A 25144-nucleotide genomic window follows, 5' to 3' on the forward strand; every position below is an offset into this window, starting at 1 on the left:
CTGGAGCAGCCGTCATGCACGACGACCGCAGCATCACCGAGCACCGCCTCCGCAGGGTCCTGGAGCAGCGCGTCAGGCCCGCGGTCCGCTCCCGCTCCGTCCCCCTCGCCGTCGCCCGCTGGGACGCGCCCGGCGAGCCCGTCCCCGTGGCCGAGGGCCTCGCCGCGGCGTACCGCCCCACCGGGCCCGGCGAGGCATGGGGACCGGCCTGGGGCACCACCTGGTTCCGGTTCACCGGTACCGTCCCCGGGGACTGGGACGGCCGCACCGTCGAGGCGGTACTCGACCTCGGCTTCGACCGCATGATGCCCGGCTTCCAGTGCGAGGGCCTGGTCCACCGCGCCGACGGCACCGAGGTCAAGGGACTGAACCCGTACAACGACTGGGTGCGGGTGGCCGACGCGGCCGAGGGCGGTGAGCAGGTCGAATGGTACGTGGAGGCCGCCGCCAACCCGGTCCTGGTCGACCACGCGCCCACCTACGAGGGCGACGTCCGGACCAGCGGCGACCAGCCGCTGTACCGGCTGGCCCGGGCGGACCTCACGGTCTTCGAGACCGAGGTCTGGGAACTCGTCCAGGACCTGGAGGTGCTCCAGGGCCTGATGGCCCAGCTCGACACGGCCGACGCCCGCCGGTACGGCATCCTGCACGCCGTCGGCCGCGCCCTGGACGCCCTCGAGCTCGATGACGTACCGGGCACGGCCGCCGCCGCCCGCGCGGAGCTCGCCGGCGTCCTCGCGGCCCCGGCCCACGCCTCCGCGCACCGGATCAGCGCGGTCGGCCACGCCCACATCGACTCCGCCTGGCTGTGGCCGCTGCGCGAGACCGTCCGCAAGGTGTCCCGGACCGCCTCCAACGTGGTCGCCCTGATGGACGACCATCCCGGCTTCGTCTTCGCGATGTCCCAGGCGCAGCAGCTGGCCTGGGTCAAGGAACACCGCCCCGAACTCTTCGAACGGATCAAGAAGAAGATCGCCGACGGGCAGTTCGTGCCGGTCGGCGGCATGTGGGTCGAGTCCGACACCAACATGGTCGGCGGCGAGGCCATGGTCCGGCAGTTCCTGTACGGCAAGCGGTTCTTCATGGACGAGTTCGGCATCGAGACCAGGGAGGTGTGGCTGCCCGACTCCTTCGGCTACACCGCCGCGCTGCCGCAGATCGTCCGGCTCTCCGGATCGCGGTGGTTCCTCACCCAGAAGATCTCCTGGTCCCAGACGAACCGGTTCCCGCACCACACCTTCTGGTGGGAGGGCATCGACGGCACCCGGATCTTCACCCACTTCCCGCCCGTCGACACCTACAACGGAGACCTGGGCGGCGCCCAGCTGGCCCACGCCGCCCGCAACTACCGGGAGAAGGGGCGGGGCTCCCGCTCGCTGGCCCCCTTCGGCTGGGGCGACGGCGGGGGCGGCCCCACCCGCGAGCACCTGGCCCGGGCACGGCGGCTGCGCGACCTGGAGGGCTCCCCGAGGGTCGAGATCGAGCGCCCCGAGGCCTTCTTCGAGAAGGCCCGCGCCGAATACCCCGACGCGCCCGTCTGGGTCGGCGAGCTGTACCTCGAACTGCACCGCGGCACCTACACCTCCCAGGCGGGCACCAAGCAGGGCAACCGGCGCGGGGAGTCCCTGCTCCGCGAGGCCGAGCTCTGGGCGGCCACCGCGGCGGTACGCGTCCCCGGCCACGCCTACCCGTACGAGGACCTGGAGCGGATCTGGAAGACCGTCCTCCTCCACCAGTTCCACGACATCCTGCCCGGTTCCTCCATCGCCTGGGTGCACCGGGAGGCCCGCGAGACCCACGCGCGGGTACGCGCGGAACTGGAGGCGCTCACCGCCGCCGCGCAGACCGCGCTGGCCGGGGAGGGCACGACGCGACTGGTCTTCAACTGCGCGCCGCACCCGCGCCGGGGCGTACCGGCGGGCGGCGCGGCCGTCCCCGTACCGGCCGGCGCCCCCGCCACGGTGACCGGCCGGCCGGGCGGCGGGCACGTGCTGCGCAACGGCCTGCTGCGGGTCGAGGTCGACGCGCGGGGGCTGGTGGTCTCGGCGTACGACCTCGGGGCGGGCCGCGAGGCCGTCGCTCCCGGCGCCGCCGCCAACCTGCTCCAGCTGCATCCCGACCACCCCAACATGTGGGACGCGTGGGACGTCGACGCCTTCTACCGCAACAGGGTCACCGACCTGCTGGACCTCGACGCGATGGAGGTGACCGAGGCCGGGCCGGACGCGGTGACCGTCAGCGTGCGGCGCGGTTTCGGCGCCGGCTCCTCGGTCCGGCAGTGGATCACCCTGCGGGCCGGCGCGGGGTCCCTGGAGATCACCACCGAGGTGGACTGGCAGGAGACGGAGAAGTTCCTCAAGGCGGCGTTCCCGCTGGACGTGAAGGCCGACCGGTCCGCCGCGGAGACGCAGTTCGGTCACGTCCACCGGCCCACCCACACCAACACCTCCTGGGAGGCGGCCAAGTTCGAGGTCTGCGCCCACCGCTGGATCCAGGTGGAGGAACCCGGCTGGGGCGCCGCCGTCGTGAACGACTCGACCTACGGCCACGACGTGACCCGCGAGGTGCGGCCGGACGGGGGCCAGACCACCACCGTCCGGCTGTCGCTGCTGCGCGCCCCCCGCTACCCGGACCCGGAGACCGACCGGGGCACCCATACCCTGCGGTACGCCCTGGTGCCGGGTGCGGCGGTCGGCGACGCGGTGCGGGAGGGCCACTGGTTCAACCTGCCGGAGCGGACCGTGCCGGGGGCCGGACCGGTGGTCCCGCTGCTGTCGGTGGACAACCCGGCGGTGGTCGTCGCGGCGGTCAAACTGGCCGAGGACCGCGGCGGCGACGTGGTGGTCAGGCTGTACGAGTCCCTCGGCGGCCGGGCCACCGCCACCCTGACCGCCGGCTTCGACCTGGCCGGCGTGACCGAGGTCGACCTGCTGGAACGCCCTCTGGACGGGGCGGCCGCGGGGGAGCCGGGCGCGGGCGGCACGGTCGCGCTGACGCTGCGGCCGTTCCAGATCCTGACGCTCCGGCTGCGGCGGGGCTGAGGGGCCGCCGGAACGGGCCGGGGGCGCTGGGAGGCGCGGGGGCGCCGGAACGGCCCGGGGTCCACCGACCGGTGGACCCCGGGTCCGACCGCTCGACCGCCGGGACGCGGGCATAGCCGCCGGAGGCGATCCCGCCAGCAGCGCGGACCGCGCGGCCCGGCAGCGGTCCGCCGGACCGCGCGGAGGCCGTCGGCCGGCCGTGAGGTCCGACACAGGAGCCCCATCTGCTTTTGCACTTTGTTGCAAAAGCGGGCGGGTCTCGCTACAAAAAGGGGTGACCCCACCCGCGCGAGGAGGCGCCCCCATGAGCCCGCAGAGCTCCCAGAGCCAGTACCCGCACCTGCTGAGCCCCCTGGACCTCGGCTTCACCACCCTCCCCAACCGCGTGATCATGGGGTCGATGCACACCGGTCTGGAGGAGCACCCGGGCGGCTTCGAACGCCTCGCCGCCTTCTACGCCGAGCGCGCCCGCGGCGGCGCCGGCCTGATCGTCACCGGCGGCATCGCCCCCAACGACGCCGGCCGCCCTCTCGAAGGCGGCTCCCGCCTCACCACCGAGGCCGAGGCCGAGGAGCACCGCGTCATCACCGACGCCGTGCACGCCGAGGGCGGCAGGATCGCCATGCAGATCCTCCACTTCGGCCGGTACGCCTACCACGAGGACCTGGTGGCCCCCAGCGCCATCCAGGCCCCCATCAGCCCCTTCGTGCCCAACGAGCTCACCGACGACGAGGTCGAGCAGACCGTCGAGGACTTCGTCCGCGCCGCCCGCCTGGCGAAGCTCGCCGGCTACGACGGCGTCGAGATCATGGGGTCCGAGGGCTACCTGGTCAACGAGTTCATCGCCGCGGCGACCAACCGCCGCACCGACCGCTGGGGCGGCTCCTACGAGAACCGGATCCGCTTCCCTCTGGAGATCGTCCGCCGCACCCGCGCCGCCGTCGGCGACGACTTCATCCTGATCTACCGGCTCTCCATGCTGGACCTCGTCCCCGGCGGCTCCTCCTTCGAGGAGGTCGTCCACCTCGCCAAGGAGATCGAGGCGGCCGGCGCCACCATCATCAACACCGGCATCGGCTGGCACGAGGCCCGCATCCCCACCATCGCCACCTCCGTGCCCCGCGGCGCCTACACCTGGGTCACCCGCAAGCTCATGGGCGCCGTGAGCGTCCCCCTGGTCACCAGCAACCGGATCAACACCCCCGAGGTCGCCGAGCAGCTGCTCGCCGAGGGCCGCGCCGACCTGGTCTCGCTGGCCCGCCCCTTCCTCGCCGACGCCGCGTTCGTCAACAAGGCCCGGGCCGGCGCCGCCGACACCATCAACACCTGCATCGGCTGCAACCAGGCCTGCCTGGACCACACCTTCTCCGGGAAGATCACCAGCTGCCTGGTCAACCCCCGCGCCTGCCACGAGACCGAGCTCGTCCTGGCGCCCACCCGCACCGTCAAGCGGGTGGCCGTCGTCGGCGCCGGCCCGGCCGGCCTCGCCTGCGCGGTCTCCGCCGCCGAACGTGGCCACGCGGTCACCCTCTTCGAGGCCTCGGACCGGATCGGCGGCCAGCTCGACATCGCCCGCCGCATCCCCGGCAAGGAGGAGTTCGAGGAGACCATCCGCTACTTCGGCACCCAGCTCGCCGCCCGCGACGTGGACGTCCGGCTCAACACCACCGCCGACGTCGACACCCTCACCGGCTACGACGAGGTCGTCGTCGCCACCGGCGTCACCCCCCGCATCCCCGACATCGAAGGCGTGGGCGGCCCCAACGTCGTCAGCTACCTCGACGTGCTGCGCGACGGCGCCCCCGTAGGGGAGCGCGTCGCGGTCGTCGGCGCCGGCGGCATCGGCTTCGACGTCGCCGAATACCTCACCGACAGCGGGGAGGGCGCCGCCCAGGACCCCGACGTCTACTTCCGCCACTGGGGCGTCGACACCTCGTACGCCGCCCCCGGTGGCCTCACCGCCCCGGAGCGCCCGGCGCCGCCGCGCCAGGTGCACCTCCTCCAGCGCAAGGCCACCAAGGTCGGCGCCGGCCTGGGCACCACCACCGGCTGGATCCACCGCGCGGAGATCAAGCACCGGGGGGTCACCACCGTCGCCGGCGCCACCTACGAGCGGATCGACGAACAGGGCCTGCACATCACCGTCGGAGGCGAGCCGACGCTGGTCCCCGCCGACACCGTGGTCCTGTGCACCGGCCAGGAACCCCGCCGCGACCTCCACGAGCGGCTGCTCGCCGCCGGCGTCGAGGCCCACCTGATCGGCGGCGCGGACGTCGCCGCCGAACTGGACGCCAAGCGGGCCATCAAGCAGGGCACCGAGCTGGCCGCCCGGCTCTGACCCACCCTGACCCACGGGCCGGCCGAGCGAACTGACGGAAAGTCCACACGGTGTTGTGGCGGTCCCCCCGAACCGCCACAATCACCGTGTGACAACCCTCGCACCGGCGGACGCGGACACGATCCTCGCCGCCAACTTCGCACCCTGGGTGCTCGACCTCGGCCTCACCGTGGAGGAGACCGGACCGTCGCACGCCGTGCTCCGGCTTCCCTGGTCGGACCGGCTCGCCCGGGACGGGGGCGGCCTGTCCGGCCAGGCCATGATGGCCGCCGCCGACACCGCGACGGTCATCGCGATCTCGGCGGCCCGCGGTGGCTACGGACCCATGACGACGGTCCAGCAGTCGACGAGCTTCCAGCGCCCGGTCGTCGGGGCCGACCTGCTCGTCGACGTGCGCGTCACCAAGCTGGGCAAGCGGATGGCCTTCGCGGAAGTCACCATGACCGCGGACGGCAGCGAGGAGCCGGCCGCCAAGGCCTCCACCGTCTACGCCCTGCTGGGCTGAACTACCACATCACCGGCATGCGCTCGGGGATCCGCTTCATGAAGCGGGTCCGCCACACCAGCTGGTCCACCGGCACCGCCAGTGCCAGGCCCGGCATCCGGTCGAGCAGCGTCTCGATGGCGATCTCGGCGTGCTTCTTGCCCAGCGCGGTGGCCGGGCAGTAGTGGCCGCCACCGCCGAACGACAGGTGGGCGTGGTTGTTCGGCCGCTCCAGGTCGACCTCGTTCGGGTTCTCGAACGCGTCCGGGTCGAAGTTGGCGCCCTCGACCAGCACCAGCACCAGCTCGCCCTGCTTCACCAGGACGTCGCCCAGCTGCATGTCCTCCGTGGCCAGCCGCGGCAGGCCGTCCGCGATGGACAGGTTGATCCGCAGCAGCTCGTCGATCGCCGCCGGGATCTTCGACCGGTCGGCCTGGAGCTCCGCCACCAGCTCCGGGTGCTGCAGCAGGGAGAAGACCGCCATGGTCAGGAAGCCCATGGTGGAGATCACTCCGGCGCCGAAGAAGGTCACGCCGACCGTCGCGAGCATCTCGTCGGTCAGGTGGGCGTAGTCCGGGTCCTCGCGCAGCGCGGCGAGCTCGGCCATCAGACCGTAGGTGGCCGGGTCGTCCAGCCGGTCCACCATGTAGGCCATGTCCCGGTCCCAGTTCAGCTTGGCGCCGGTGACCGGGCAGGCCGAGTTCATGAACGCGATGTCGAGGCTGGCGCTCAGCTTCGGGGCGTCCTCGAAGGGGATGCCGAGGATCCGGCAGTGCAGCGCCTCGGAGTACGGGTTGGTGAACTCGGCGCGCAGATCGGCCGGGGCCCCCTTGGCGACGATGCCGTCGATCAGCTCGGCGGCGTGCTCCCGCATCCAGTCCACCAGGCCCTCGGACTTGGGGTTGATCGCCTTCAGCACGGCCTTGCGCAGGCCCGCGCCGGTGATGTTGCCCATGTTGTTGACGACTTCGGGCGGAATGGTCAGGGCGTACTGGCGGGGCACCCCGGGGGCCGAGGTCTCCTTCAGGCTGAACCTCGGATCCTCCAGCACCTGCTTGCACAGCGCATAGGAGGACACGAGCCAGGCTTCGTCGCCGGCTATCGTCCGCACCTTCTTGACCGGCTCGGCACGCAGGGCCTCGATCTCGGCCGGAAGCCGGTCGCCGCGCCAGTCGAAGGGGAAGTCGATCAGATTTTCGTGCAGGGTGTCGACTGACATCGGGTCAGGCTCCTTCGGCGGGCGTGATGATGGCGTGGCCCTGGTTGCGGGAGGCGCGCAGCCCGGCCCCCCGGGAGTACAGCAGCTCGGCCATCGGAAGCAGCTGGTGGTAGCAGTTGAGCGAGGAGGGCACGCCGAAGATGGCGGGTGTGTCCAGGAAGAGGGGGGCCTCGGCACAGATGTACTTCAGGCAGACCTCGCGCTGCCGTCGTGTGCTGGGCTCCCCGTTCGACTTGGTGGACAGGAAGTAGGTCGCGAGCTCCTCGCAGATCCGGCGGAACTCCGGATCGCTGTCGAGCAGTCGCAGGATCCGCTGGTGGATCTCGCGGTAGGCCTCGTTCTCGGTGAACTCCGACAGGGCGCGTGCCCGGACCCTGCCGTCGCCCGGATCGAGGGCCGACGCCGCGTTGTTCACCTTGGCCCGGACACCGCGCAGGTTTTTCACGGCCTTGCGCTGGGCATCGATCGGGTCGTACCCGAACGCCTCGTACATCTCGGCCACGTGGAGATCGGTGTAGAGGATGTCGACCTCGTTGAAGTTCTCGACCCCCCAGCGGCCGAGATCGTGGACCCGCTGGGCCGAGAAGTAGCTGTTGCCGGGCGAGATGCCGATGAGCGCGTGGTCACCCGCGGCGTGGATGACCTCGCAGTGCAGGGTGTAGGGCTGAACGTCGAAGAGTTCGGCTGCGGTCTTTGTCGCTGTCGTTGTCGCTGTGGTCAACGTCGTCAACGGAGAGCGTCCTCCGCGTCGCTAGTCCCGATGGAGCCTCGTGCTCCTGGTGTGGCGACGACGCCGTGAAGTTAACGAGCGGGCACGGAGCGTGTCAACGTCGTCTCGCAGGATGCGAGTTGCCTGTGTCTACCAACTTCCGGCCAGCGTCGTCGCACGTCAGAGGCCTGGCGGTGGCTGGATCGCAGCGTTCCGTCAACCCGCTCGACCCAATGGCCAGGGCGCCCGTGGGCCTTGGGGCGGCTGGTTCACCGGTGGCGGGAGTGGCGCGGAACGATGCTCTCCGCAAGCGCTTCCGGACGGCCTGATTCGCGCGTGCTTAAGGATCCGTACACCGGTTGTTCATCAACTGTTGGCCCATCAGATGGACGTATCGCGGCTTGGTTTACGTGCACGCCATCGCTCCGCCGCCCTACGGCAACAGGTGCTCCGTGTCGTTCCACAGTTCCACCGCCGGTGTGTCGTGGGACCAGCCGAGGACGGACAGCGAAGCCGGTGCGAGGTTCAGGCGCGCGGCGAAGCCGACGTCCGCCTCCAGCCAGCGCGCCGCGATCGCCCGCAGGAAGTGGGCGTGGGAGAAGAGCAGCAGGTCGCGGCCGTCCGCCCGGGCCCGCGCCACCACCTGGTCCGCCCGGTCCGAGACCTGGGCGAGGGTCTCCCCGCCCGGCACCCCGTCGCGCCACAGGTCCCAGCCGGGCCGGTCGCCCTGGATCTCCGGGGTGGTCAGGCCCTCGTAGTCGCCGTAGTCGAACTCCATCAGGGTGTCCCAGCGGGTGGCCCGGTCGGCGAAGCCGGCCAGCCGGCAGGTCTCCCGGGCTCGCTCCAGCGGACTGGTCAGCACCTCGGCCCCGGGCAGCCCCCGCCAGGGGGCGCGGCGCAGCCGGTCACCGAGCCGCTCGGCGTTCCGGATGCCCGCCGCGAGCAGCGGCAGATCACTGCGTCCGGTGTGGCGGCCATTCTCCGACCAGGCGGTCTTTCCGTGCCGGGCCAGAACGATACGGGGTCGGTCGCTGCCATCCATGGTTCCAGTTGATCAGCGCCGGGTCGCCCGCGCGACCCGTGCGGGCCGGACCGCCGTCTGGACGGTGGACGAGGGGGACGAGGGCGCCGTACCGCCGGGGTGCGCTCAGGGCCGGTCGTACCAGGAGAACGCGGCGATCCGCCAGCCCTCGGGGGTGCGGACGAACTGGATCGTCTTGGTCCCGCCTCCCTCGAACGGCTCACCGTCCAGGACCCCGGACTTGCGGTACTCGCCGAAACGGGACGCGATGTCCCCCTCGATCTCGGTCCGTTCGGAGGTCTCCCATTCGGAGAACCCGACCAACCGGCCCCCGGCGAGCAGCTCCTCGCGCGGGCCGATGAACTCCTCCACGGAGTAGACCTCGAACTTCGCCCCGGTCTGCACGATCACACCGCCCGGAACGACCAGCCGGCGGAGCCGGCCCAGATCGGCGGCGCGGCCGTCGCGGTTGTCGAAGGCGCCGAAGAACTCGGCGGTCACCCTGTCAATCTCGGCCTTGGACATGGCGTGACCCTAGCATCCTTCAGTGGATCTCCAACAGGGCCTTCGGATCGCAGAGTTGACCGAAGACGAGGGAGTCGTCCGGCCCGCCCGTGACGGGCGCCCCGAGGCCGCCCCGGGCGATGCGTCCGAGCAGACCCGCCAGCCACCGGCGGTCCTCCGCCGGCGCCCGTTCGAGCCTCATCCGCCGGGCCCGCAACGGTACGACGCGCAGCCCGCGGAGCGTGCCGGTGGCGCGGTCGAGCGTGGGGAACCACAGCAACCGCAGGTCGTCGCGGTACGCCTCGAACCCGGTGATGCCCTCGTAGTCGTCCACCAGGTCGCCGCAGCCGTAGGTGATCAGCTTCCCCCGGTAGAGCTCCGGCGCGCGGGGGTGGTGCGAGGAGTGGCCGTGGACGAGGTCGACACCGCCGTCGACCAGCGCGTGCGCGAACCGGATCTGGTCCCGGGGCACCCCGTACCCCCAGTTGGAGCCCCAGTGGACCGATGCCACGGACAGGTCCCCGGGCCGCTTCGCCGCGCGGACGCGGGCGGCCACCGCCACCGCGGCGCCGGGCGAGGTCGCGCCCACGAAGGCCACGCCGCTCCGCTCGGCGGTCGCGGCCCAGTCGGGCGGGATGCCGCTCGTCGGCATGCCGAAGGAGTGGACCAGCACCCGGCCACCGCCTTCGAGGGGGACGGCTGCCGGACGGAACGCCTCCCGGGCGTCGTGCCCGGCCCCGGCCGTGCGGAACCCGGCACCGGCCAGCACGGCGAGGGTCTCCTCCAGCCCGCGGCGGCCGAAGTCCAGGACGTGGTTGTTGGCCAGGACACAGACGTCGGGGCGGGCGGCGGCCAGACACGGCAGGTTGTCCGGGTGCATCCGGTAGTGGACCGCCTTCCCGGGGGCGAAGTCGCCGCTCCGGGTCACACCGGTCTCCAGGTTCAGCACCCACGCGTCCGGCGCGGCCGACCGCAGTACCTCCAGCGCGTCGCCCCACGGCCAGGCGAAGCCGGCCGGACGGGGGACCGGCCCGTGCGCCGCCTCGGCGAGCTCCACGTAGCGGCGGGCGTCCCGCAGGTACCCCTCGGCCAGCGTCGGGTCGCCGGCGTGCGGGAGTACCTGGTCGACGCCCCGCCCGAGCATCACGTCGCCGGCCAGGCACAGCGTGACCGGACCATCCCGCACCCGTCCAGGCTATGGCCGGGCCACCGGAGGCGCCACGGACCGGGAGGCGGAGGGCCGGCGTGGTCCGGCGCGGGCCGGCGTGGTCCGGCGGTCACCGGGGCTCGGCCACCCGGTCCGCCTCGGCGGCCGCCCCGCCGGCCGCCCCCGCACGGCTCAGCACCGCGTAGGCGAGCGTCACCGCGGTCAGGGCCACGGCGGACAGCCACAGCGGGGCCCGCAGCCCGAACGCGTCGGCCACCAGGCCGCCGGTGAGGGCGCCCAGCGGGACCGCGGCCATGGAGAAGGTGCGGTTGGCGCTGTTGACGCGGCCGAGGAGCTCGGCCGGCACCAGGCGCTGGCGGAGGGTGACCGACAGTACGTTCCACACGGCGAAGGCTGCTCCGGTGCCGCCCCAGGCGAGGGCGGCCAGGGCCGGGTGGGGGAACGCCGCGAGGGCGAGGACCAGCACCGCGGTGGTGGCGAGCGAGGCGATCTGCAGGCGGCGGCGGTCGAAGCGCCGGGTGAGGACGGGCGTGACCATGGCGCCGGCGACGCCGCCGATCGCACCGGCGGCCAGCATCACGCCGTAACCGGTCTCCGAGACGCCCATCGGGCCGAGCGCCAGCAGGACCAGGGTCGCCTCCCAGGCCATCGTGAAGAAGGTCAGGGCGGAACCGGTGAGCACGATGGTGCGGACGTGGCGGGCGCGCCACAGCCAGCGCATGCCGGCGACGGCGTCGGCGGCGACGGTCCGGACGATCCGGGTCCGCGCCGTGCCTGGGCCGGGGTCCGCGCCCGTGTCCGTGGCCGCGCCCGTGCCCGGTGCGGCGGCGCAGGGCCCGGTGGCGCGGACGCGGGCGAGCAGCAGCACGCCGACGGCCATGGTGACCGCGTTCAGCCCGAAGGGGAGGGCGGGGGAGAGGGCGAACAGCACGCCGCCCAGGGCCGGGCCGGCCAGGTCCTGGCCGACGCGTTCCGCCGTGACCAGCGCGCTGTTGGCCTTCTCCAGCTGCGCGTCGGGCACCACCCGGGGCACCAGCGACTGGGCCGCGTTGTCGTACGCCGCCTCGCCGATGCCCAGGAGGAACGCCAGCACGTACAGCAGGGCCATGGACCGTACGTCGGCCAGCAGCGCCAGGGCCAGTACGGCCAGGAGCACGGTACGGGCGGTGTTGGCCCAGGTCATGAACCGCTCGGGCCGGCTGCGGTCGACCAGCGCGCCGATGGGCAGCCCGAACAGGAACCACGGCAGGAAGGAGACGGCGGTCAGGGCGCTCACGGCGAACGGATCGCGGGTGGTGGCCGCGGCCAGCAGCGGCAGCGCCACCAACCGGATGCCGTCGCCGACGTTCGACAGGGCGGCCGCGGCCAGGACGCGCGCGAAGCGGCCGTCGCGGCCGTTACGGCCGTTACGGCCGTCGCGCCCGCCGCGGCCGTCGGTGGTGGGCGCGGCCGTCACCGGGGCGGTTCCGGGTCGCGCGTGCCGGACAGCGCGGCGGACAGCCGGCCCCGGGGCGCGGGCTCCGGCAGCGCGGCGTGCCGCTCGATGACGCGGGCGGCCAGGTCGTCGGTGTCGACCCCGTCGAGGAAGGCGCGCAGCACCGCCAGGCTCTCCTTCGCCTGCCGGGCCACGCCGTCCGCGTCCTCGCCGAACCGCCACGGGAAGGTGCGCCGCAGCTCCGGGTGTTCGGCCGCGGCCCGGTCGAGGAGGTCGTGCAGGACGTCGGCCCACATGGGCGGGGTGTCGCCGCTGAAGGTGATGTGGACGGACTCGCTGTCGGTGGTCCACGCGTCGTGCACGAAACCGCGCGGGATGTAGAGGGACTCGCCGGGGTGCAGGTCGAGTTCGGCGACGACGGGGGTGTCGTACGTCTCGCCGGGCCGGGGCATCGTCCGCGGCCACTCCACGGGCGGTGCCTGCAGGCGCCAGTGCTTGACCCCGTGGACCTGACGGACCAGGACGGACATCGGGTCGAAGTGGGGTCCGGCGCCGCGCGAGTCCGGCGGGGTCAGGTAGGCACCGGCCGACACGGCGAAGCCAAGCTCGCGCGACAACCGCTCGCAGAACGCCGCGACTTCGGGGGAGTAGCGGACCAGGCCGCGCAGCACCACCGTCGCGCCGGCCGCCACCTCGCGCAGCACGCCGTGCGGGTCGGCCACGCCATCGGCCTGGCCCGCGCCGGTCCCGGTGCGGTGGGTGAACCGGGAGGCGGGCACGTAGCCGCCGTTGTTCAGCAGCCGGATGTAGGGGATCCGCAGGCCCCGGTTGACGACGAGGTCCTCGGCGAGGTCGAGGCCGAAGACGTCGTCGAAGCCGCCGAGGTCGCGCGAGTGGAGCGGGGCCGTCTCCCAGGCCCGTCGCAGGGCGTCGGTGTCGCCGACGAGGCGGTGCAGCACCATGTCAGGTACTCCTGTTCGTGGTTCAGGCGTCCAGCAGCCGCAGCCGGGGCGGCTCGGCGAGGCCCAGGTGCGGGGCGAACCGCCGGGCCCGGGCGTCGAGGTCGTCCGGGCCGGTGAAGCCGCGGTCGTACAGGGACGGGAGGAGGGCGGTGGTGTTCCAGCGGCGCATGCAGTGCCGTTGCAGGGCGGTGGGGGAGACCCGGCGGAGCGGGTAACCACCCTCCGCAAGACGCGCGTTGAGCAGGTCGACCTCCGCGAGCAGGCCGCGCAGCCGGTCCGCGCCCGGGGCGGCGAGCACTGCCTCGGCCAGCGCCGGCAGCGGTGCCAGACCGCAGGACCAGCGATACGAGCGCACCAGCGCCCGGGCCACGGCGGCGTCGTCCGTCGCGGCCGGATCCCGGTCGGCCACCCAGTGCGCCGGTGCGCCCGCCTCGCCGCCGGCGGGCAGCAGCCCCCGCTCACGGGCGGCCTCCGCGGCGCGCCGCTCCAGGACCCGGACGTCCTCGCCCCGCTCGCCGGTGATCAGGCGCAGCACCGTCCGGTGGTGCAGCTCGGGATAGTCGTCGGCGTACACCTGGGCGGCGGTGAGCAGCGCGATCGACTCGGCCGCGGCGGCGCGCCGCCAGTGCTCCACGTGCACCGTGACCGGTACGGGGACGCCGACCGGGGCGGCGGGGGCGGCCGGCGCGGCCGGCGTCCTTGCACCGTCCGTCCGGGCGAGCCGGGCGAGCCGGGCGAGCAGGGCGCGGGCGTCCTGCGCCTTGACGTCCCAGCTCTCCCGCGGACCGGCCACGGTCTCCCGGACGGCCTCGGCGGCGGCCCGGGACACGCCCTCGGCCCGCTGCAGGACGCCACGCCAGGTCCGGGCGGTGAAGTGCAGCTCCTCGGCCGCGGCCAGCAGCCGCGCCTCGTCCTCCGGGGTGATCCGCGCCCGGCGGACCAGCCGGCGCAGGGCCACCCGGACCGAGACCAGGGCGACGGTCAGCGCGCGCGACCCGTCGTCGGCCTCGGTGTGGACGAGGGCCACCTCGTCGTCGCGGTCGAGCAGACCGCTCGCGTACAGGCGGTACACGACGCCGCTGCCGGTCATGCCGTGCCGGTCGAGCTCGGCGGCCCGCAGGGCGCCCATGCTCGCCGCGCCGTACACGGCCGCACCGCGGGCGAGGACCTCGCAGATCTCCTTGTGGCGTACGGAGGCCGACTGGAAGAACTGCCCGTCGATGAGGGCGACCCGGTCGCCGGGACCGGCCGGCAGCGCGGTGAGGTCGCCGTGCCGTACGGGCGGGAGGACCACCGCGTCCGGGAGGAGGGCGCGCACGGCGTCCGCGTCCAGGGACGGCCCGGCGAAGACGTACGTGGTGCTCATCGGCGACCGCCTCCGGTCCGGGGTCCGCCGGCGCTCGCGCTGACGTTCGTGCGGTCGTCGAAGGCCAGTCCCGGTGCGATCACCTTGACCACCGGGACGCCCGTGGGGCTGGGCAGCACCACGCGGACCGGCTCGTACCCCGTGCGGGCGGCGACGGTCTCCGCCAGCGTGCGCACGTCGGCGTCGAAGTCGCCCCACGCCGGCGCGTTCCACCACCCGAGGAGCCCGGTGCCGAGGTCCTCCCGGCCGCCGGCAGCGGGGTGGGCGGCCGCCCCGTAGAGCAGGGGCGGCAGGTCGTCGCGCGCGCCGGTGATGGCGGTCAGGCGGCTCTGCGCGGCTTCGGTGAGGGCGCGGCTCAGCGCGATGGCCGGGTCGAGGTGGCAGCCGGCGCCGGTGTAGGTGACGGGGTGGGCCTCGGAGCGGATGCGGACCTCGAAGCAGGCGGGTTCGAGGTCGGCGACCACGATGTCCACGGTCACCCGGGCGGCGGCGTAGCGCTCCAGCAGGTCCCGGCAGTCGGGGTCGTCGACGGTGCCGGGGTCGAGGCGCTGCCAGTCGGTCCGCGGCCGGGTGCGCAGCCGGGCCAGGGAGTCCCGCTCGCACAGTTCGGCGAGGGCGTGGGCGGTGGCTTCCGCGACCGTGTTGCCGGAGGCCAGGCCGTTGCTGGTGGTGCGGAACAGCGGGGGCGTCCACTCGGCCCGGTAGGTGTGGTCGAGCCGTACGGCCGGCTCCGGCACGGGGACCACCGTGCCGCCGAGGAGCCCTTCGCCGTCGAGCCAGGGCAGCGGCAGACCGGGGTGCACGAACGAGCCCTCGGCGAGGTCGAGTCCGGTCAGTGGGTAGGGCAGGCCCAGCTGCTCCGCCGCGGCGGTGGCCGGGGTCGCGGGCAGGTTCTCGGCGTGCCACAACTCGACGGCCTCCATCGCGGCCGAGACCCGGGCGGCGTCGGCGGTCAGGCCCTTGCCCTGGGAGACGGACACCGTGCGGGCGGACGGGCGCACGGCCTGGAAGACCGGGATGCCGATGTCGTCGAGCCCGGTGACGTCGGCGACGCGGGTCACCCCGTAGTACGGCAGCTGGGCGCGTATGCGCTGCCAGGTCTCCGCGGGCGGCACCGCGCGGTGGGTGCCGCGCCGGTAGCCCTTGCCCGTGCGGGCGTTGGTCGCGAGCACCGTTCGAATCCCCCCTGGCTGTGCCGTCGTGCGACGTCTGCGACGCGTGAAGCGGAATGAGAGGCGCGGGGCGGCGTCCCGGTCTATGCCCTGAGGCAGGACGGCGCCCCGCGCCCGGTTCATGTCGGCGGTGCCGATCAGGTGTGGTGGGCGACGCTCACCACGGTCTCGTCCTCGATGTCCTCGACCTCGAAGACCTCAGCCAGCTCCTCGTTGGAGTACGGCATGCTGCACCTCCCTTCCTCCGGTCGGAGGTCCCCCGTTCGGGTCCCTGTTCGACACTCTGCCCACCGATCGCCACTCTTGCAACCAGATTGCAATTGCATGTCAGGTTCAGCAGAAGGAACGCGCCGAAGACCCGCTCCAGGCCGGTGGACATCTCCCCGACCGCAGCCTGGGAGCGCTCGGCGGCCTCCCCGATCCGCGGCATCACCAGGGCGGCGCCCGCGCCGACGACCGCCACCACACCGAGTGTGACGCCGAGCAGGACGACATCCAGGAAGGCCATCACCACGACCGCCGCAATCAGCGTCAACGTCCCGGTCGCGGCGTTGACCACAGCCTGGGTGCTGACCGCCCGCAACAGCGTCGTGTCGGAAGTCACCCGGGACATCAGATCGCCCGGCTGCATCCGGTCCACCGCCGTGAGCCGCAGCCGCAGCAGCCGCCCGATGAGGCTGCGGCGGGCGGCCAGGACCACCGACTCCGCCGTCCGCTCCAGCACGTAGGCGCCGAACGCCTCGGCCACCGTGCTCAGTAGCAGCCACGTCGGCGCGTCGTGACGGCCGCTTTCACGTGGAGCTCCCAGCGTCGGCGACAGTGTGATGTGGCGCTTGATACCGCTGGTCGGCGACATGAACTGCGTATCGGCGCAGGTCAGTTGCAACTGTGCTCCGATCTTGGTCGGGGTAATCTCGTCACCCCCCGAGGCGAGGGACAGCAGCTCGTCGATGACAAGCCGACAGGCGGCTACGGCGTCCTCCCGGGCCCGCTGTCGCGCCTGCTTGCGCACCTCTGCGGACACCCCGATGGGCGGGCGGGTGGCTGGTACGCAGGGCCGGACAGCGGCCGCGAGTGCCGTGGCCACCGGTGTGAGGCCCGGACGGGCGGGTCGCGCCTGGCCAGGAGCCCCCGCCCTCAGCTCGAGACGGCCTCGGCCCAGCCGCGGTTGACGGTCTCTCTGGCCTTCTCCGTCTGCGCCTCCGTCGGAAACGTCGGCGTGCCCTCGACCGTCGGCAGTTTCTCCGCGGCGGCCTTGTCGAGGGTGCCGTCCTTCTCCATGGCGTCCATGAGGACGGGGCGTGCATAGGCGCCGAGCCGGAGGTTCTGGCCCTCCGGGCTGAAGACGTACTCCTGCCACAGACGTGCCGCCGCGGGGTGCGGAGCGTCTTTGTTCACCCCGTTCGCGTAGTACTGAGCGAAGCTGCCGTCGAAGGGGATGGCGGTCCGCCAGTCGACGTCCGTGCCATTCTCGCGGAATTCGTCGGCGTATCCGAGGTTGAGGAAGTCCCAATCGATGCTGATCGGGGTCTGGCCCTTCGCGATCGTGGTCGGGGTGGATTCGACCGGGATGAAGTTGCCGTTCTCGCTGAGCTCGGCGAAGAAGTCGATGCCGGGCTGGACGTCGTCGAAGGAACCCCCGTTCGCCAGGGCCGCCGCGTAGACCCCGGCGAACGCGGAGCCTGACTTGGTGGGGTTGCCGTTGAGCGCGACCTTGCCCTTGTACTCGGGCTTGCGCAGGTCGGCGAAGGTCGCGGGGCAGGTCTTGACGCGCTTGGCGTCACAGCCGATCGAGATGTAACCGCCGTAGTTGTTGTACCAGCGGGCCCGGTCGTCCTTCTGTTCCTTGGGGATCTCGTCGTACGCGGCGACCTCGTACGGAGCCAGCAGGCCCTGCCGTGCCGCGGACTGCGCGAACGAGCCCCCCACGTCGATCACATCGGGGGCGCGGCCTTCGCCCCTGTGCTCCTTCAGGGCGTTGATCTCGTCCTGGCTGGTACCTTCCGGGTTCTCCACGATGACCTTGATCCCGTACTTCTTCTCGAAGCCGTCGATCAGTGCGCCGTAGTTGGCCCAGTCGCTCGGGAGCGCGATCGTGTTGAGCGAGCCCTCCTTCTTCGCCGCTGTGGTCAGTGATGCCATGCCGCCGGCGTCCGCGGCGGAGGTGGCCACCGCGGGTGCACTGGGCGCGGTGGTGGGCTTGTCTCCGCATGCGCCGAGGGGTGCCGCGAGGACGAGGCAGGCGGCGACGAAGGCTGTTCGGAGACGAGGTGCGGGCACAAAGGCTCCAACGGGCGGTCGCGTACTGATCGAGACCAGCGTACGTTCGGCGGCCTCGGCAGCGCAGTCCCAGACGGTGGTGTCCGCTGTCTTCCCTGCGGCTGCCGTACCGGCGCGTTCTCAGAACCCCTCGTCGTCCCACCCGGCCAGGAGCGCCTCCCCGAGATCCATCGCGGGTGGTGCGACCCCGTCGTGGAGGGCCTGCCCGCTCCAGATGATCTTGCCGCGGGCGGTGTAGCGGGTGCCCCAGCGCTCGGCGAACTGCGCGACGAGGAACAGGCCGCGACCGCCCTCGTCGGTGGCCTCGGCCCGGCGCAGGTGCGGGGAGGTGCTGGACCCGTCGGAGACCTCGCAGATCAGGCTGCGGTCGTACAGCAGCCTCACCCGGATGGGCTCGGTGCCGTAGCGGATGGCGTTGGTCAGCAGCTCGCTGAGGATGAGTTCCGTGGTAAAGGCGATGTCCTCCAGGCCCCAGTCCGCCAGTCGGCGGGCGCAGGCGTTGCGCACCCGGGACACCGCCGCGGGGTCGGGGGGTACGTCCCACTCGGCGATCCGCGCGGGGTCCAGTCGGCGGGTGCGCGCCACCAGCAGGGCGACGTCGTCGCTGGGCCTGGTGGGCAGCATCGCGTCGATCGCCACGGTGCAGGTTTCCTCCGGGGTGCGGGCGGGCCCGGCCAGAGCGGCGCCCAGCGCTGCCAGGCCCGCGTCCGGATCACGGTCGCGGCTCTCGATCAGCCCGTCGGTGAAGAGTGCCAGCCGGGAGCCTTCGGGCAGGGTGACCGTCATGGTCTCCATGGGCAGGCCCTCGCCCAGGCCCAGCGGGGGGGAGACCGGCACCTCGGGGAAGGACACGGTTCCGTCGGGAAGGATCAGAGCGGGGCCAGGATGCCCGGCCGTGGCGGCCGTCACCTGCCCCGAGACGGGATCGTAGAGGGCACACAGGCAGGTGGCTCCGGTGATCCCCTGCCACTCCTGCTCGTCGGTGTCAATGTGGGCGACGAGCTCGTCCAGGTGGCTCAGGAGTTCGTCCGGCGGCAGGTCGAGGGTGGAGAAGTTGTACACGGCGGTGCGCAGGCGGCCCATGGTGGCGGCGGCGTGGAGACCGTGGCCGACGACGTCGCCGACCACCAGGGCCACTCGGGCGCCGGGCAGCGGGATGACATCGAACCAGTCACCGCCCACACCGGCCTGGGCGGCCAGATAGCGGTGCGCGACCTCAACGGCGGACTGCTCCGGTACGCCCCGGGGCAACAGACTGCGCTGCAGGGTGACGGCCATGGTGTGCTCGCGGGTGTAGCGGCGGGCATTGTCGACGGACAGCGCCGCCCGGGCGGTCAGCTCCTCGGCGAAGGACACGTCCTCCTCGTCGAACGGCGGGGAGTCCTGCCCCCGCCAGTAGCCGGCCATCCCCAGCACCACGCCCCGGGCCCGCAGGGGCACGGCGATCAAGGAGTGGATGCCGCGGTCCAGGATCTGCAGGGCGTTGGCCGGGTCCTGGGTCCGCCAGCCGTGGGTGGCGCGCAGGTCCGCCTCCAGGACCGCGCGGCTGCCGGCCAGCCCGGCGGCCATGGGGCTGGTGGGAACGAACCGGATCAGCTGGCCGACGGGGTAGAGGGGGTGGTCGCCCTGAAGGCCGACGCGGGCGGTGCGGCGCATCTCGGTGGTTGCTTCGGGCGGCTCCTCGCCGCGCAGCACCGGGTCCAGCAGGTCGACGGTGACGACGTCGGCGAACCGTGGGACCGCCACCTCCGCCAGTTCCTCCGCGGTGCGCTCCACGTTCAGCGTCGTTCCGACCTGCATCCCCGCGTCGTAGAGCAACTTCAGCCGCTCGCGGGCCACCTCGGCCCTGCCGGAGAGCGCCCGCAGCTCGGTGGTGTCCCGCAGCGTGACGACGGTCCCGGCCTGCCCGTAGGGCGCGGTGGGCCGGATGTTCACCGCCAGCAGCCGATCGGCTGCCATGTGCAGCTCGTCGGTCGCGGAACGGCCCGATGCGATCGGATCGGCGATCCCCTCTTCCAGACCAAGGTCCGTGACGGGGAGCCCTTCCGCGTCCACCGGCAGGTCCAGCAGCCGCCGCGCCTCGTCATTGGCCAGCAGCAGCCGTCCGCCGCCGCCGACGATCAGTACGCCCTCTCGCACCGCGTGCAGCACCGCGTCGTGGTGCTCGTACATCCTCGTCATCTCGGCCGGTCCCAGGCCATGCGTCCGGCGCAGCAGCCGACGGCTCACCAGAGCGGTTCCGCCCGCGGACAGGGCGAGCACCGCGGCTGCACTGCCGAGGACGACCGGCAGCTGCCGGTTCACCATGCCCTGCACGTTCTGCACCGTGACCGGGGAGGAGACGATGGCGATGACGCGGCCCTCGGAGTCCTTGACGGGGACCACCGAGACCACGGACTGCCCCAGGGACCCTTCGAAGGTCTCGGTGAAGGATTGGCCGGCCACCGCCTTGGAGAAGGGGCCGACGACGTGCTTCCCGATCTGCCGTGGGTCGCTGTGGGCGAGGGTGACCCCGGAGAGTGTGTACACGTTGATGCCGTCCACCCCGGCGATCTTCCGGGCCGCCTCGGCGCTCGGCTGTAGCACCGCGCTCGGATGGGGGCTGCGCAGGGCCGCGACGATTCCCGGAGATTCCGCGAACGTTCCGGCGGCGGCGAGCGTACGGTGCCGGGCGTCCACCATGCCGGCGCTCCGGGCTTGGACCACGAGCGCCACCACCGCGGCGGCGACGAGCAGCACCACGACCGCCAGCTGCAGGAGGAACACCTCGCCGGCCACGCTGCGCACGCTCAGAAGGGAGGACAGACGCTGCGGCCGCCGCGCCTCTCCCTCGGGGTGCTGGGCGTGCTCCTGACGCTCCTGGTGGCTTCCTGGGCGGGGACGCCGAGAGGAAGAGGAAGAGCTCGTGGTCGAGCCGAGCAGCCGACGTCGGACGCGTCCAAGTAGGTCGCTCATACTCCATCTTCTAACGTCCATGGGCCGTCGGCAGCGGGGAGCGACGGTCGCCGAGCCGGCGATTCGGGCCCTTCCGCGGAGCGAGGGTGTGGCGCGGCGCGTGGGGGCGCGGGCGGGATCCGGGCCGCAGCCGCGCCGATGGGAATCCCACGCCCCCACGCCGTGCGAGAAGTCATGCTGGTCCAGAAAAATGGAGGGGTGGACGGTACGAGTTCAACGACGTGCCGGCCGCCGTTACCGCCCTGCTGCGCCGAGCCGGCCACCGGCGGCCGGGGCGTTTCTCTGGCTCGATCCTCGCCGCGGCGCACTTCGCGCCGCGGAATGCCCATGGTGTCCGGATAATGGATGGAACGGCGAGTGGAAGGGGACATCCCGTGCCATCGGCTCGGCCGGGGGGCGAGAAGATCCACGGCCCGTTCTGGTCCGAGCCAGGGACGCTGCTCGAGCACGTGCCCGTGGCCGTCTTCGGCCTCGATGACGGGGACCTCGTCTGTTACTGGGGGCCCGGCGCGCGGGACCTCTTCGGATACGACGCCACCGCCGTCCTGTCGAGGCCCGGCGCCGTTCTCTTCGCCGACGGCCCCCGGGACGCCCCCGATCCGTGCGCCCGGCTGACCGAGCGAGGCCGGACCCAGGGTTACTGGAGGGGGCGGCTGCCGGCCCGGCATCGTGACAGCACCGTCTTCGACTGCGGCTTCCGGGCCTTCTCCGTGACCGGATCCGGCGGACCCTCGGTGGTGATGGTCCTGGCGAGCCGTAGTGACGAGCTCGATCGGGTCAAGACCAACCTCGCCTTCCTCGACGCCCTCTTCGAGACCTGCCCCATCGGTCTGGTCATGCTCGACCAGGACCTCCGGTACGTCCATCTCAACCAGGCGCTCGCCGACATGGACGGTCTGCCGATCGAGGCCCACCTCGGGCGGCGCATGGACGAAATCATGATCATGTCCGACGATGGTGAATACCAGCGCATGCTCCGCGGCGTCGCCCTGGGCGGAGCACCGGTCGTGGGGACCCTGGTGGGCATGCGTCCGCGGGGGCATCCGGACCGTGACCAGGTGCGGTCGGTGAGTTTCTTCCCCCTCAGCCAGGCGGTCGGCTCGCGCCCCGGAGTGGGCGGGCTGATGTTGGACGTGACCGACCGGGAACAGGCCATCCTGGAAGCCACCGCCAGCCGTCGACGGCTGGATCTGCTGGACGGGGCCTCCACTCGCATCGGGACCACCCTGGACGTGAACGTCACCGCCCAGGAACTGGTCGACGCTGCAATGCCGGACTTCTGCGACGGCGCCGTGGTCGAAGTCGTGGAGTGGATGGACGAGGCAGAGGTCTTTGACCCGGCGCGACCGCTGTTCACCCGCAGAATCGCCTCCGGGACGATCCTGCCCCCTCCGGCCACCGAACTCGTGAGTGGGGTGGAGACGGTGCGGTATCCGCCCGGCTCCGTCATCCACGACATGCTGAGGACCGGTCGCGCCATCTCCGCCGTGGTGAACGAGGAGTTCCTGGCCCGGACCGTCCTCATCGAGTCACGCGCACGGCTCTTCGCCGAGAGTGGGTTGGCCTGCGTCCTCGTTGCCCCGCTCATCGCCAGGGGTACGGTCCAGGGAATCGCCATGTTCGGCCGCTCCACGGGCCGGCCGGCCTTCACCCGGGACGATGTCAGCCTGGCCGGTGAGATCGCCTCACGGGCTGCGATCTGCCTGGACAACGCCCGTCTGTACAGCCGCGTCCAGGACATCGCCCTCACTCTGCAGCGGGCGTTGTTGCCCAGCGCGTTGGCGACCAGCCCGTACGTGGACGTGGCCCACCGGTACGTACCCGGCAGTCGGATCACCGAGGTCGGCGGCGACTGGTACGACGTGATCAGCCTGCCCGACGGTCGAGTCGTTCTCGTGGTGGGCGACGTGATGGGGCACGGTGTGTCGGCCGCCGCCGCCATGGGCCGCCTTCGTATCACCACCAAGGCTCTGGCCAGGCACGACAGCGAGCCCGACGACCTCCTCACCGAGCTCGACGCATGCGCCCAGGAGGCCGGCATCGAGCTGGCGACGTGCCTGTACATCGTCTACGACCCGAAGAGCGGAGTAGCCCGCATCGCCAGCGCCGGCCACCCCCCGCCCCTGGTACTCCGGCCGGACGGCACAGTGGAGACCATCGACGACGTCCTGGGAGTCCCTCTCGGCGTCGGCGGCTGTCCTTTCCGGACGATCGAGATCGAACTTCCCGGGAACGCGAGTCTCGCCCTGTATACCGACGGCCTCGTCGAGACACGAGGCGCGGACCTCGAGGTCGGTCTGAAGGCATTGCGCGCCGAACTGGGCAGGACCTCAGGACCGTTGGAGGCAATGGCGGACCGCATCCTTGCGAGCCTGCTGCCCGCCCCGCCGGCCGACGACGCGGTTCTGGTCCTCGCCCGCGTCCGCCGCGCCCATTGAGGAAATTCTCCGCCCGCCTCCTGGGGCCGGCCCGCCAGGCGGCCACCACCGAGGCGCGCGCCCGGGCCGCGCCCGGCTCACGAACAGGTCCGTGTCCGTGGCGGCGTTGGCGTCGTTGGCGTCGACCAGCAGGTGGCAACCGGTCAGCGTGAGTCCTGCAACACCTTAGGACAGCTGACCGAACACACGAATCGTTGTACGCTCCGAAGACCGCCCTTGACCTGCGCGAAGCAGGCAGGGAGCAGACAAATCGGGAGTTACTTCGTGTTCCGAACAATGTTCAAGTCCAAGATCCATCGTGCCACGGTCACGCAGGCCGACCTGCACTACGTCGGGTCCGTGACCATCGACGCCGACCTGATGGACGCCGCCGACCTGCTGCCCGGCGAGCTCGTCCACATCGTCGACATCGACAACGGGGCCCGGCTGGAGACCTACGTCATCGAGGGCGAGCGCGGCTCCGGGGTGATCGGGATCAACGGTGCCGCCGCGCACCTGGTGCACCCGGGCGACCTGGTCATCCTCATCAGCTACGCCCAGGTCGACGACGCCGAGGCGCGGGCGCTCAAGCCGAAGGTCGTCCACGTCGACGCGGAGAACCGGATCGTGGAGCTGGGCCAGGACCCGTCCGCGCCGGTGCCGGGGACCGACCAGCGGCGGAGCCCGCAGGCGGTGGCGGCCGGCGGCCGGTGAGGCCGTCCCTGACCCTGCTGCACACCTCGCCGGTGCACGTGCCGGTGTTCGACGCGCTTCGCGACCGGCACCATCCGACGGCCGAGCTGCGGCACCTGGTGGCCCCGGAGCTGCTCGAGCGGGCGCGGGCGGACGGCCCGGAGGCGGTCCGTGAGGGGGTGCGGGAGCTCCTGCTGGGCGCCGGGCCGGTGCTGTGCACCTGCTCGACCATCGGGGCGGTCGCGGAGTCCCTCGCGGGTGAGCTGGGGGTGCCGGTGCTGCGGGTGGACCGGCCGATGGCCGCGGAGGCCGTACGGCTGGGGCCGCGGATCGGCGTCCTGGCGGCGGTGGAGAGCACGCTCGGACCCACCGCCGAGCTGATCGAGCAGGAGGCCGCCGCGGCCGGCCGGGTCGTGTCCGTACGGGCCCGGCTGGTCGACGGGGCGTGGGAGCGGTTCGAGGACGGCGACACCGCCGGATACCTGGACCTGGTGCGGCGGGCCGCGGAGGGGATGTCCGGGGTGGACGTGATCGTGCTGGCCCAGGCCTCGATGGCGGACGCCGCCGGGCTGGCGGCCACGAAAGTCCCGGTGCTGGCGAGTCCCGGGCGGGGGCTGGCGGCGGCGCTCGGCGGGCATACCGGGGGCGTGCGGGGGAAGGCGGGAGTCATGGCACTCTTCCTCGATCAGACAGAGCCCCCGCCGGAGCCGCCGGCTCCGGTGCCGCCGCCCGGGCCGGGGCCCGAGCCGGTGCCGCCGCCGGTGCCGCCGACTCCGGGGCCGGTGCCCGAGCCCGACCCCATTCCGCCGCCGCCGGGGCCGGCGCCGTTGCCGCAGCCGGGGCCCTGGAGCTGAGCGGTTGCGGCTTGGCCGCCGCCGTCTGGGCTGGGCGCGGGGTGGCCAGGGCCGGCCCGCGGTGCCGTCCGCTGCGCGGGGCCGTCCCCTCCCCGCCCCTTCCCCAAACCGGGGCTCCGCCCCGGACCCCGGTCCTCAAACGCCGGACCGGCTGGATCGGTGCCCGCCCGGTGCCCGGTGGTGGGGCGAAGGTGTTGCCGGGCTGGCGGGGCCCCGCCCCTGGATCCCCGGTCCTCAAGCGCCGGACGGGCTGAGTTGGGGCCGGATGTGCTGAGGTGCCGGACGGCGGATGGCGCCGCTTCTCACTGATGCCGCCGGGACGGGCTGATTCCGCGTCGGGACGGGCTGGTGCGGCCGGACGGGCCGCTACCCCAGGGACGGCCTGGTGTGGCCGGACGGGCTGGTGCCGCCGGAACGGGCTGGTGGGGCCGGGTGGGCTTGCGGCGCACCGGCGCGGTGTCGGGGCGCCGGGGCGGGGGGTGCGCCGGTCGGAGCGTCAACTTCCTCTTGTATGCGCCTGGTTGAG

At 72.8% G+C, this 25144-nt stretch carries 16 protein-coding genes and 2 pseudogenes; 6 read left to right on the forward strand and 12 right to left on the reverse strand.

What is annotated here, in order from left to right; all coding sequences use genetic code 11:
* Nucleotides 1-14 precede the first annotated feature (14 nt).
* The 3 genes from ACFY61_RS22930 (at nucleotide 15) to ACFY61_RS22940 (ending at nucleotide 5884) form a co-directional block, all read left to right on the forward strand.
* Nucleotides 15-3041 (forward strand): alpha-mannosidase, encoded by a 3027-nt coding sequence (locus tag ACFY61_RS22930; protein WP_389474599.1) that lies wholly within the window; start codon nucleotides 15-17, stop codon nucleotides 3039-3041.
* A gap of 304 nt (nucleotides 3042-3345) precedes the next feature.
* A complete protein-coding gene (locus ACFY61_RS22935; RefSeq protein ID WP_389474601.1) occupies nucleotides 3346-5379 on the forward strand; it encodes an FAD-dependent oxidoreductase in 2034 nt (677 codons plus the stop codon).
* Nucleotides 5380-5467: 88 nt separating this feature from the next.
* On the forward strand, nucleotides 5468-5884 hold the full coding sequence (locus ACFY61_RS22940) for a PaaI family thioesterase (RefSeq protein ID WP_389474602.1): 417 nt from the start codon (nucleotides 5468-5470) through the stop codon (nucleotides 5882-5884).
* A 1-nt stretch (nucleotide 5885) separates the two neighbouring features.
* Here ACFY61_RS22940 and ACFY61_RS22945 read toward each other — a convergent pair whose 3' ends face one another.
* The 12 genes and pseudogenes from ACFY61_RS22945 to ACFY61_RS23000 form a co-directional block, all read right to left on the reverse strand.
* On the reverse strand, nucleotides 5886-7082 hold the full coding sequence (locus tag ACFY61_RS22945; protein ID WP_389474604.1) for a cytochrome P450: 1197 nt from the start codon (nucleotides 7080-7082) through the stop codon (nucleotides 5886-5888).
* Between the two features lie 4 nt (nucleotides 7083-7086).
* Nucleotides 7087-7803: a tRNA-dependent cyclodipeptide synthase gene (locus tag ACFY61_RS22950; protein ID WP_389474605.1), complete on the reverse strand. Its 717-nt coding sequence runs from the start codon at nucleotides 7801-7803 to the stop codon at nucleotides 7087-7089.
* A 421-nt stretch (nucleotides 7804-8224) separates the two neighbouring features.
* On the reverse strand, nucleotides 8225-8833 hold the full coding sequence (locus ACFY61_RS22955) for a histidine phosphatase family protein (protein WP_389474607.1): 609 nt from the start codon (nucleotides 8831-8833) through the stop codon (nucleotides 8225-8227).
* A gap of 105 nt (nucleotides 8834-8938) precedes the next feature.
* Nucleotides 8939-9337: a DUF4440 domain-containing protein gene (locus ACFY61_RS22960; RefSeq protein WP_389474609.1), complete on the reverse strand. Its 399-nt coding sequence runs from the start codon at nucleotides 9335-9337 to the stop codon at nucleotides 8939-8941.
* 19 nt (nucleotides 9338-9356) lie between these two features.
* Complete coding sequence (locus tag ACFY61_RS22965; protein ID WP_389474610.1) at nucleotides 9357-10502, reverse strand: CapA family protein; 1146 nt, start codon at nucleotides 10500-10502, stop codon at nucleotides 9357-9359.
* A 91-nt stretch (nucleotides 10503-10593) separates the two neighbouring features.
* Complete coding sequence (locus tag ACFY61_RS22970; protein ID WP_389474611.1) at nucleotides 10594-11940, reverse strand: MFS transporter; 1347 nt, start codon at nucleotides 11938-11940, stop codon at nucleotides 10594-10596.
* Nucleotides 11937-12881, reverse strand: a complete 945-nt coding sequence (locus ACFY61_RS22975) for a JmjC domain-containing protein (protein WP_389474613.1) — start codon at nucleotides 12879-12881, stop codon at nucleotides 11937-11939. Before ACFY61_RS22975 ends, ACFY61_RS22970 begins: the two co-directional genes overlap by 4 nt.
* 22 nt (nucleotides 12882-12903) lie before the next feature.
* Nucleotides 12904-14247 (reverse strand): TfuA-like protein, encoded by a 1344-nt coding sequence (locus tag ACFY61_RS22980; RefSeq protein ID WP_389474615.1) that lies wholly within the window; start codon nucleotides 14245-14247, stop codon nucleotides 12904-12906.
* Nucleotides 14244-15419 carry a YcaO-like family protein gene (locus ACFY61_RS22985; protein ID WP_389474617.1) on the reverse strand — a complete coding sequence of 392 codons (1176 nt, stop codon included), beginning with the start codon at nucleotides 15417-15419 and terminating at the stop codon, nucleotides 14244-14246. The genes ACFY61_RS22980 and ACFY61_RS22985 overlap by 4 nt, the downstream gene beginning before the upstream one ends.
* A 343-nt stretch (nucleotides 15420-15762) precedes the next feature.
* Nucleotides 15763-16182 (reverse strand): annotated as a pseudogene (locus ACFY61_RS22990) (ABC transporter transmembrane domain-containing protein); the annotation flags it as partial.
* Nucleotides 16183-16556: 374 nt separating this feature from the next.
* Entirely contained in the window at nucleotides 16557-17699 is a 1143-nt protein-coding gene (locus tag ACFY61_RS22995) for an ABC transporter substrate-binding protein (RefSeq protein WP_389474618.1), read from the reverse strand.
* Nucleotides 17700-17819: 120 nt separating this feature from the next.
* Nucleotides 17820-20486 carry a SpoIIE family protein phosphatase gene (locus tag ACFY61_RS23000; RefSeq protein ID WP_389474619.1) on the reverse strand — a complete coding sequence of 889 codons (2667 nt, stop codon included), beginning with the start codon at nucleotides 20484-20486 and terminating at the stop codon, nucleotides 17820-17822.
* A 389-nt stretch (nucleotides 20487-20875) separates the two neighbouring features.
* Here ACFY61_RS23000 and ACFY61_RS23005 point away from each other — a divergent pair, with 389 nt between their 5' ends.
* The 3 genes and pseudogenes from ACFY61_RS23005 to ACFY61_RS23015 all read left to right on the forward strand — a co-directional run.
* On the forward strand, nucleotides 20876-23092 hold the full coding sequence (locus ACFY61_RS23005) for a SpoIIE family protein phosphatase (protein WP_389474621.1): 2217 nt from the start codon (nucleotides 20876-20878) through the stop codon (nucleotides 23090-23092).
* A gap of 264 nt (nucleotides 23093-23356) precedes the next feature.
* On the forward strand, nucleotides 23357-23785 hold the full coding sequence (panD, locus tag ACFY61_RS23010; RefSeq protein WP_389474623.1) for an aspartate 1-decarboxylase: 429 nt from the start codon (nucleotides 23357-23359) through the stop codon (nucleotides 23783-23785).
* Nucleotides 23782-24399, forward strand: a pseudogene (locus ACFY61_RS23015) (aspartate/glutamate racemase family protein); the annotation flags it as partial. The gene panD and the pseudogene ACFY61_RS23015, both read left to right, overlap by 4 nt.
* Between the last annotated feature and the right edge of the window lie 745 nt (nucleotides 24400-25144).

It is taken from the genome of Streptomyces sp. NPDC012888, from assembly GCF_042900645.1.
Classification (GTDB): domain Bacteria; phylum Actinomycetota; class Actinomycetes; order Streptomycetales; family Streptomycetaceae; genus Streptomyces.

Excerpts from the sequence above, each read along its gene's own strand:
- ACFY61_RS22945 (WP_389474604.1), bottom strand. The coding sequence starts at position 7,082 with ATGTCAGTCGACACCCTGCACGAAAATCTGATCGACTTCCCCTTCGAC.
- ACFY61_RS22935 (WP_389474601.1), top strand. The coding sequence starts at position 3,346 with ATGAGCCCGCAGAGCTCCCAGAGCCAGTACCCGCACCTGCTGAGCCCC.
- ACFY61_RS22955 (WP_389474607.1), bottom strand. The coding sequence starts at position 8,833 with ATGGATGGCAGCGACCGACCCCGTATCGTTCTGGCCCGGCACGGAAAG.
- ACFY61_RS22980 (WP_389474615.1), bottom strand. The coding sequence starts at position 14,247 with ATGAGCACCACGTACGTCTTCGCCGGGCCGTCCCTGGACGCGGACGCC.
- ACFY61_RS22960 (WP_389474609.1), bottom strand. The coding sequence starts at position 9,337 with ATGTCCAAGGCCGAGATTGACAGGGTGACCGCCGAGTTCTTCGGCGCC.
- ACFY61_RS22975 (WP_389474613.1), bottom strand. The coding sequence starts at position 12,881 with ATGGTGCTGCACCGCCTCGTCGGCGACACCGACGCCCTGCGACGGGCC.
- ACFY61_RS22930 (WP_389474599.1), top strand. The coding sequence starts at position 15 with ATGCACGACGACCGCAGCATCACCGAGCACCGCCTCCGCAGGGTCCTG.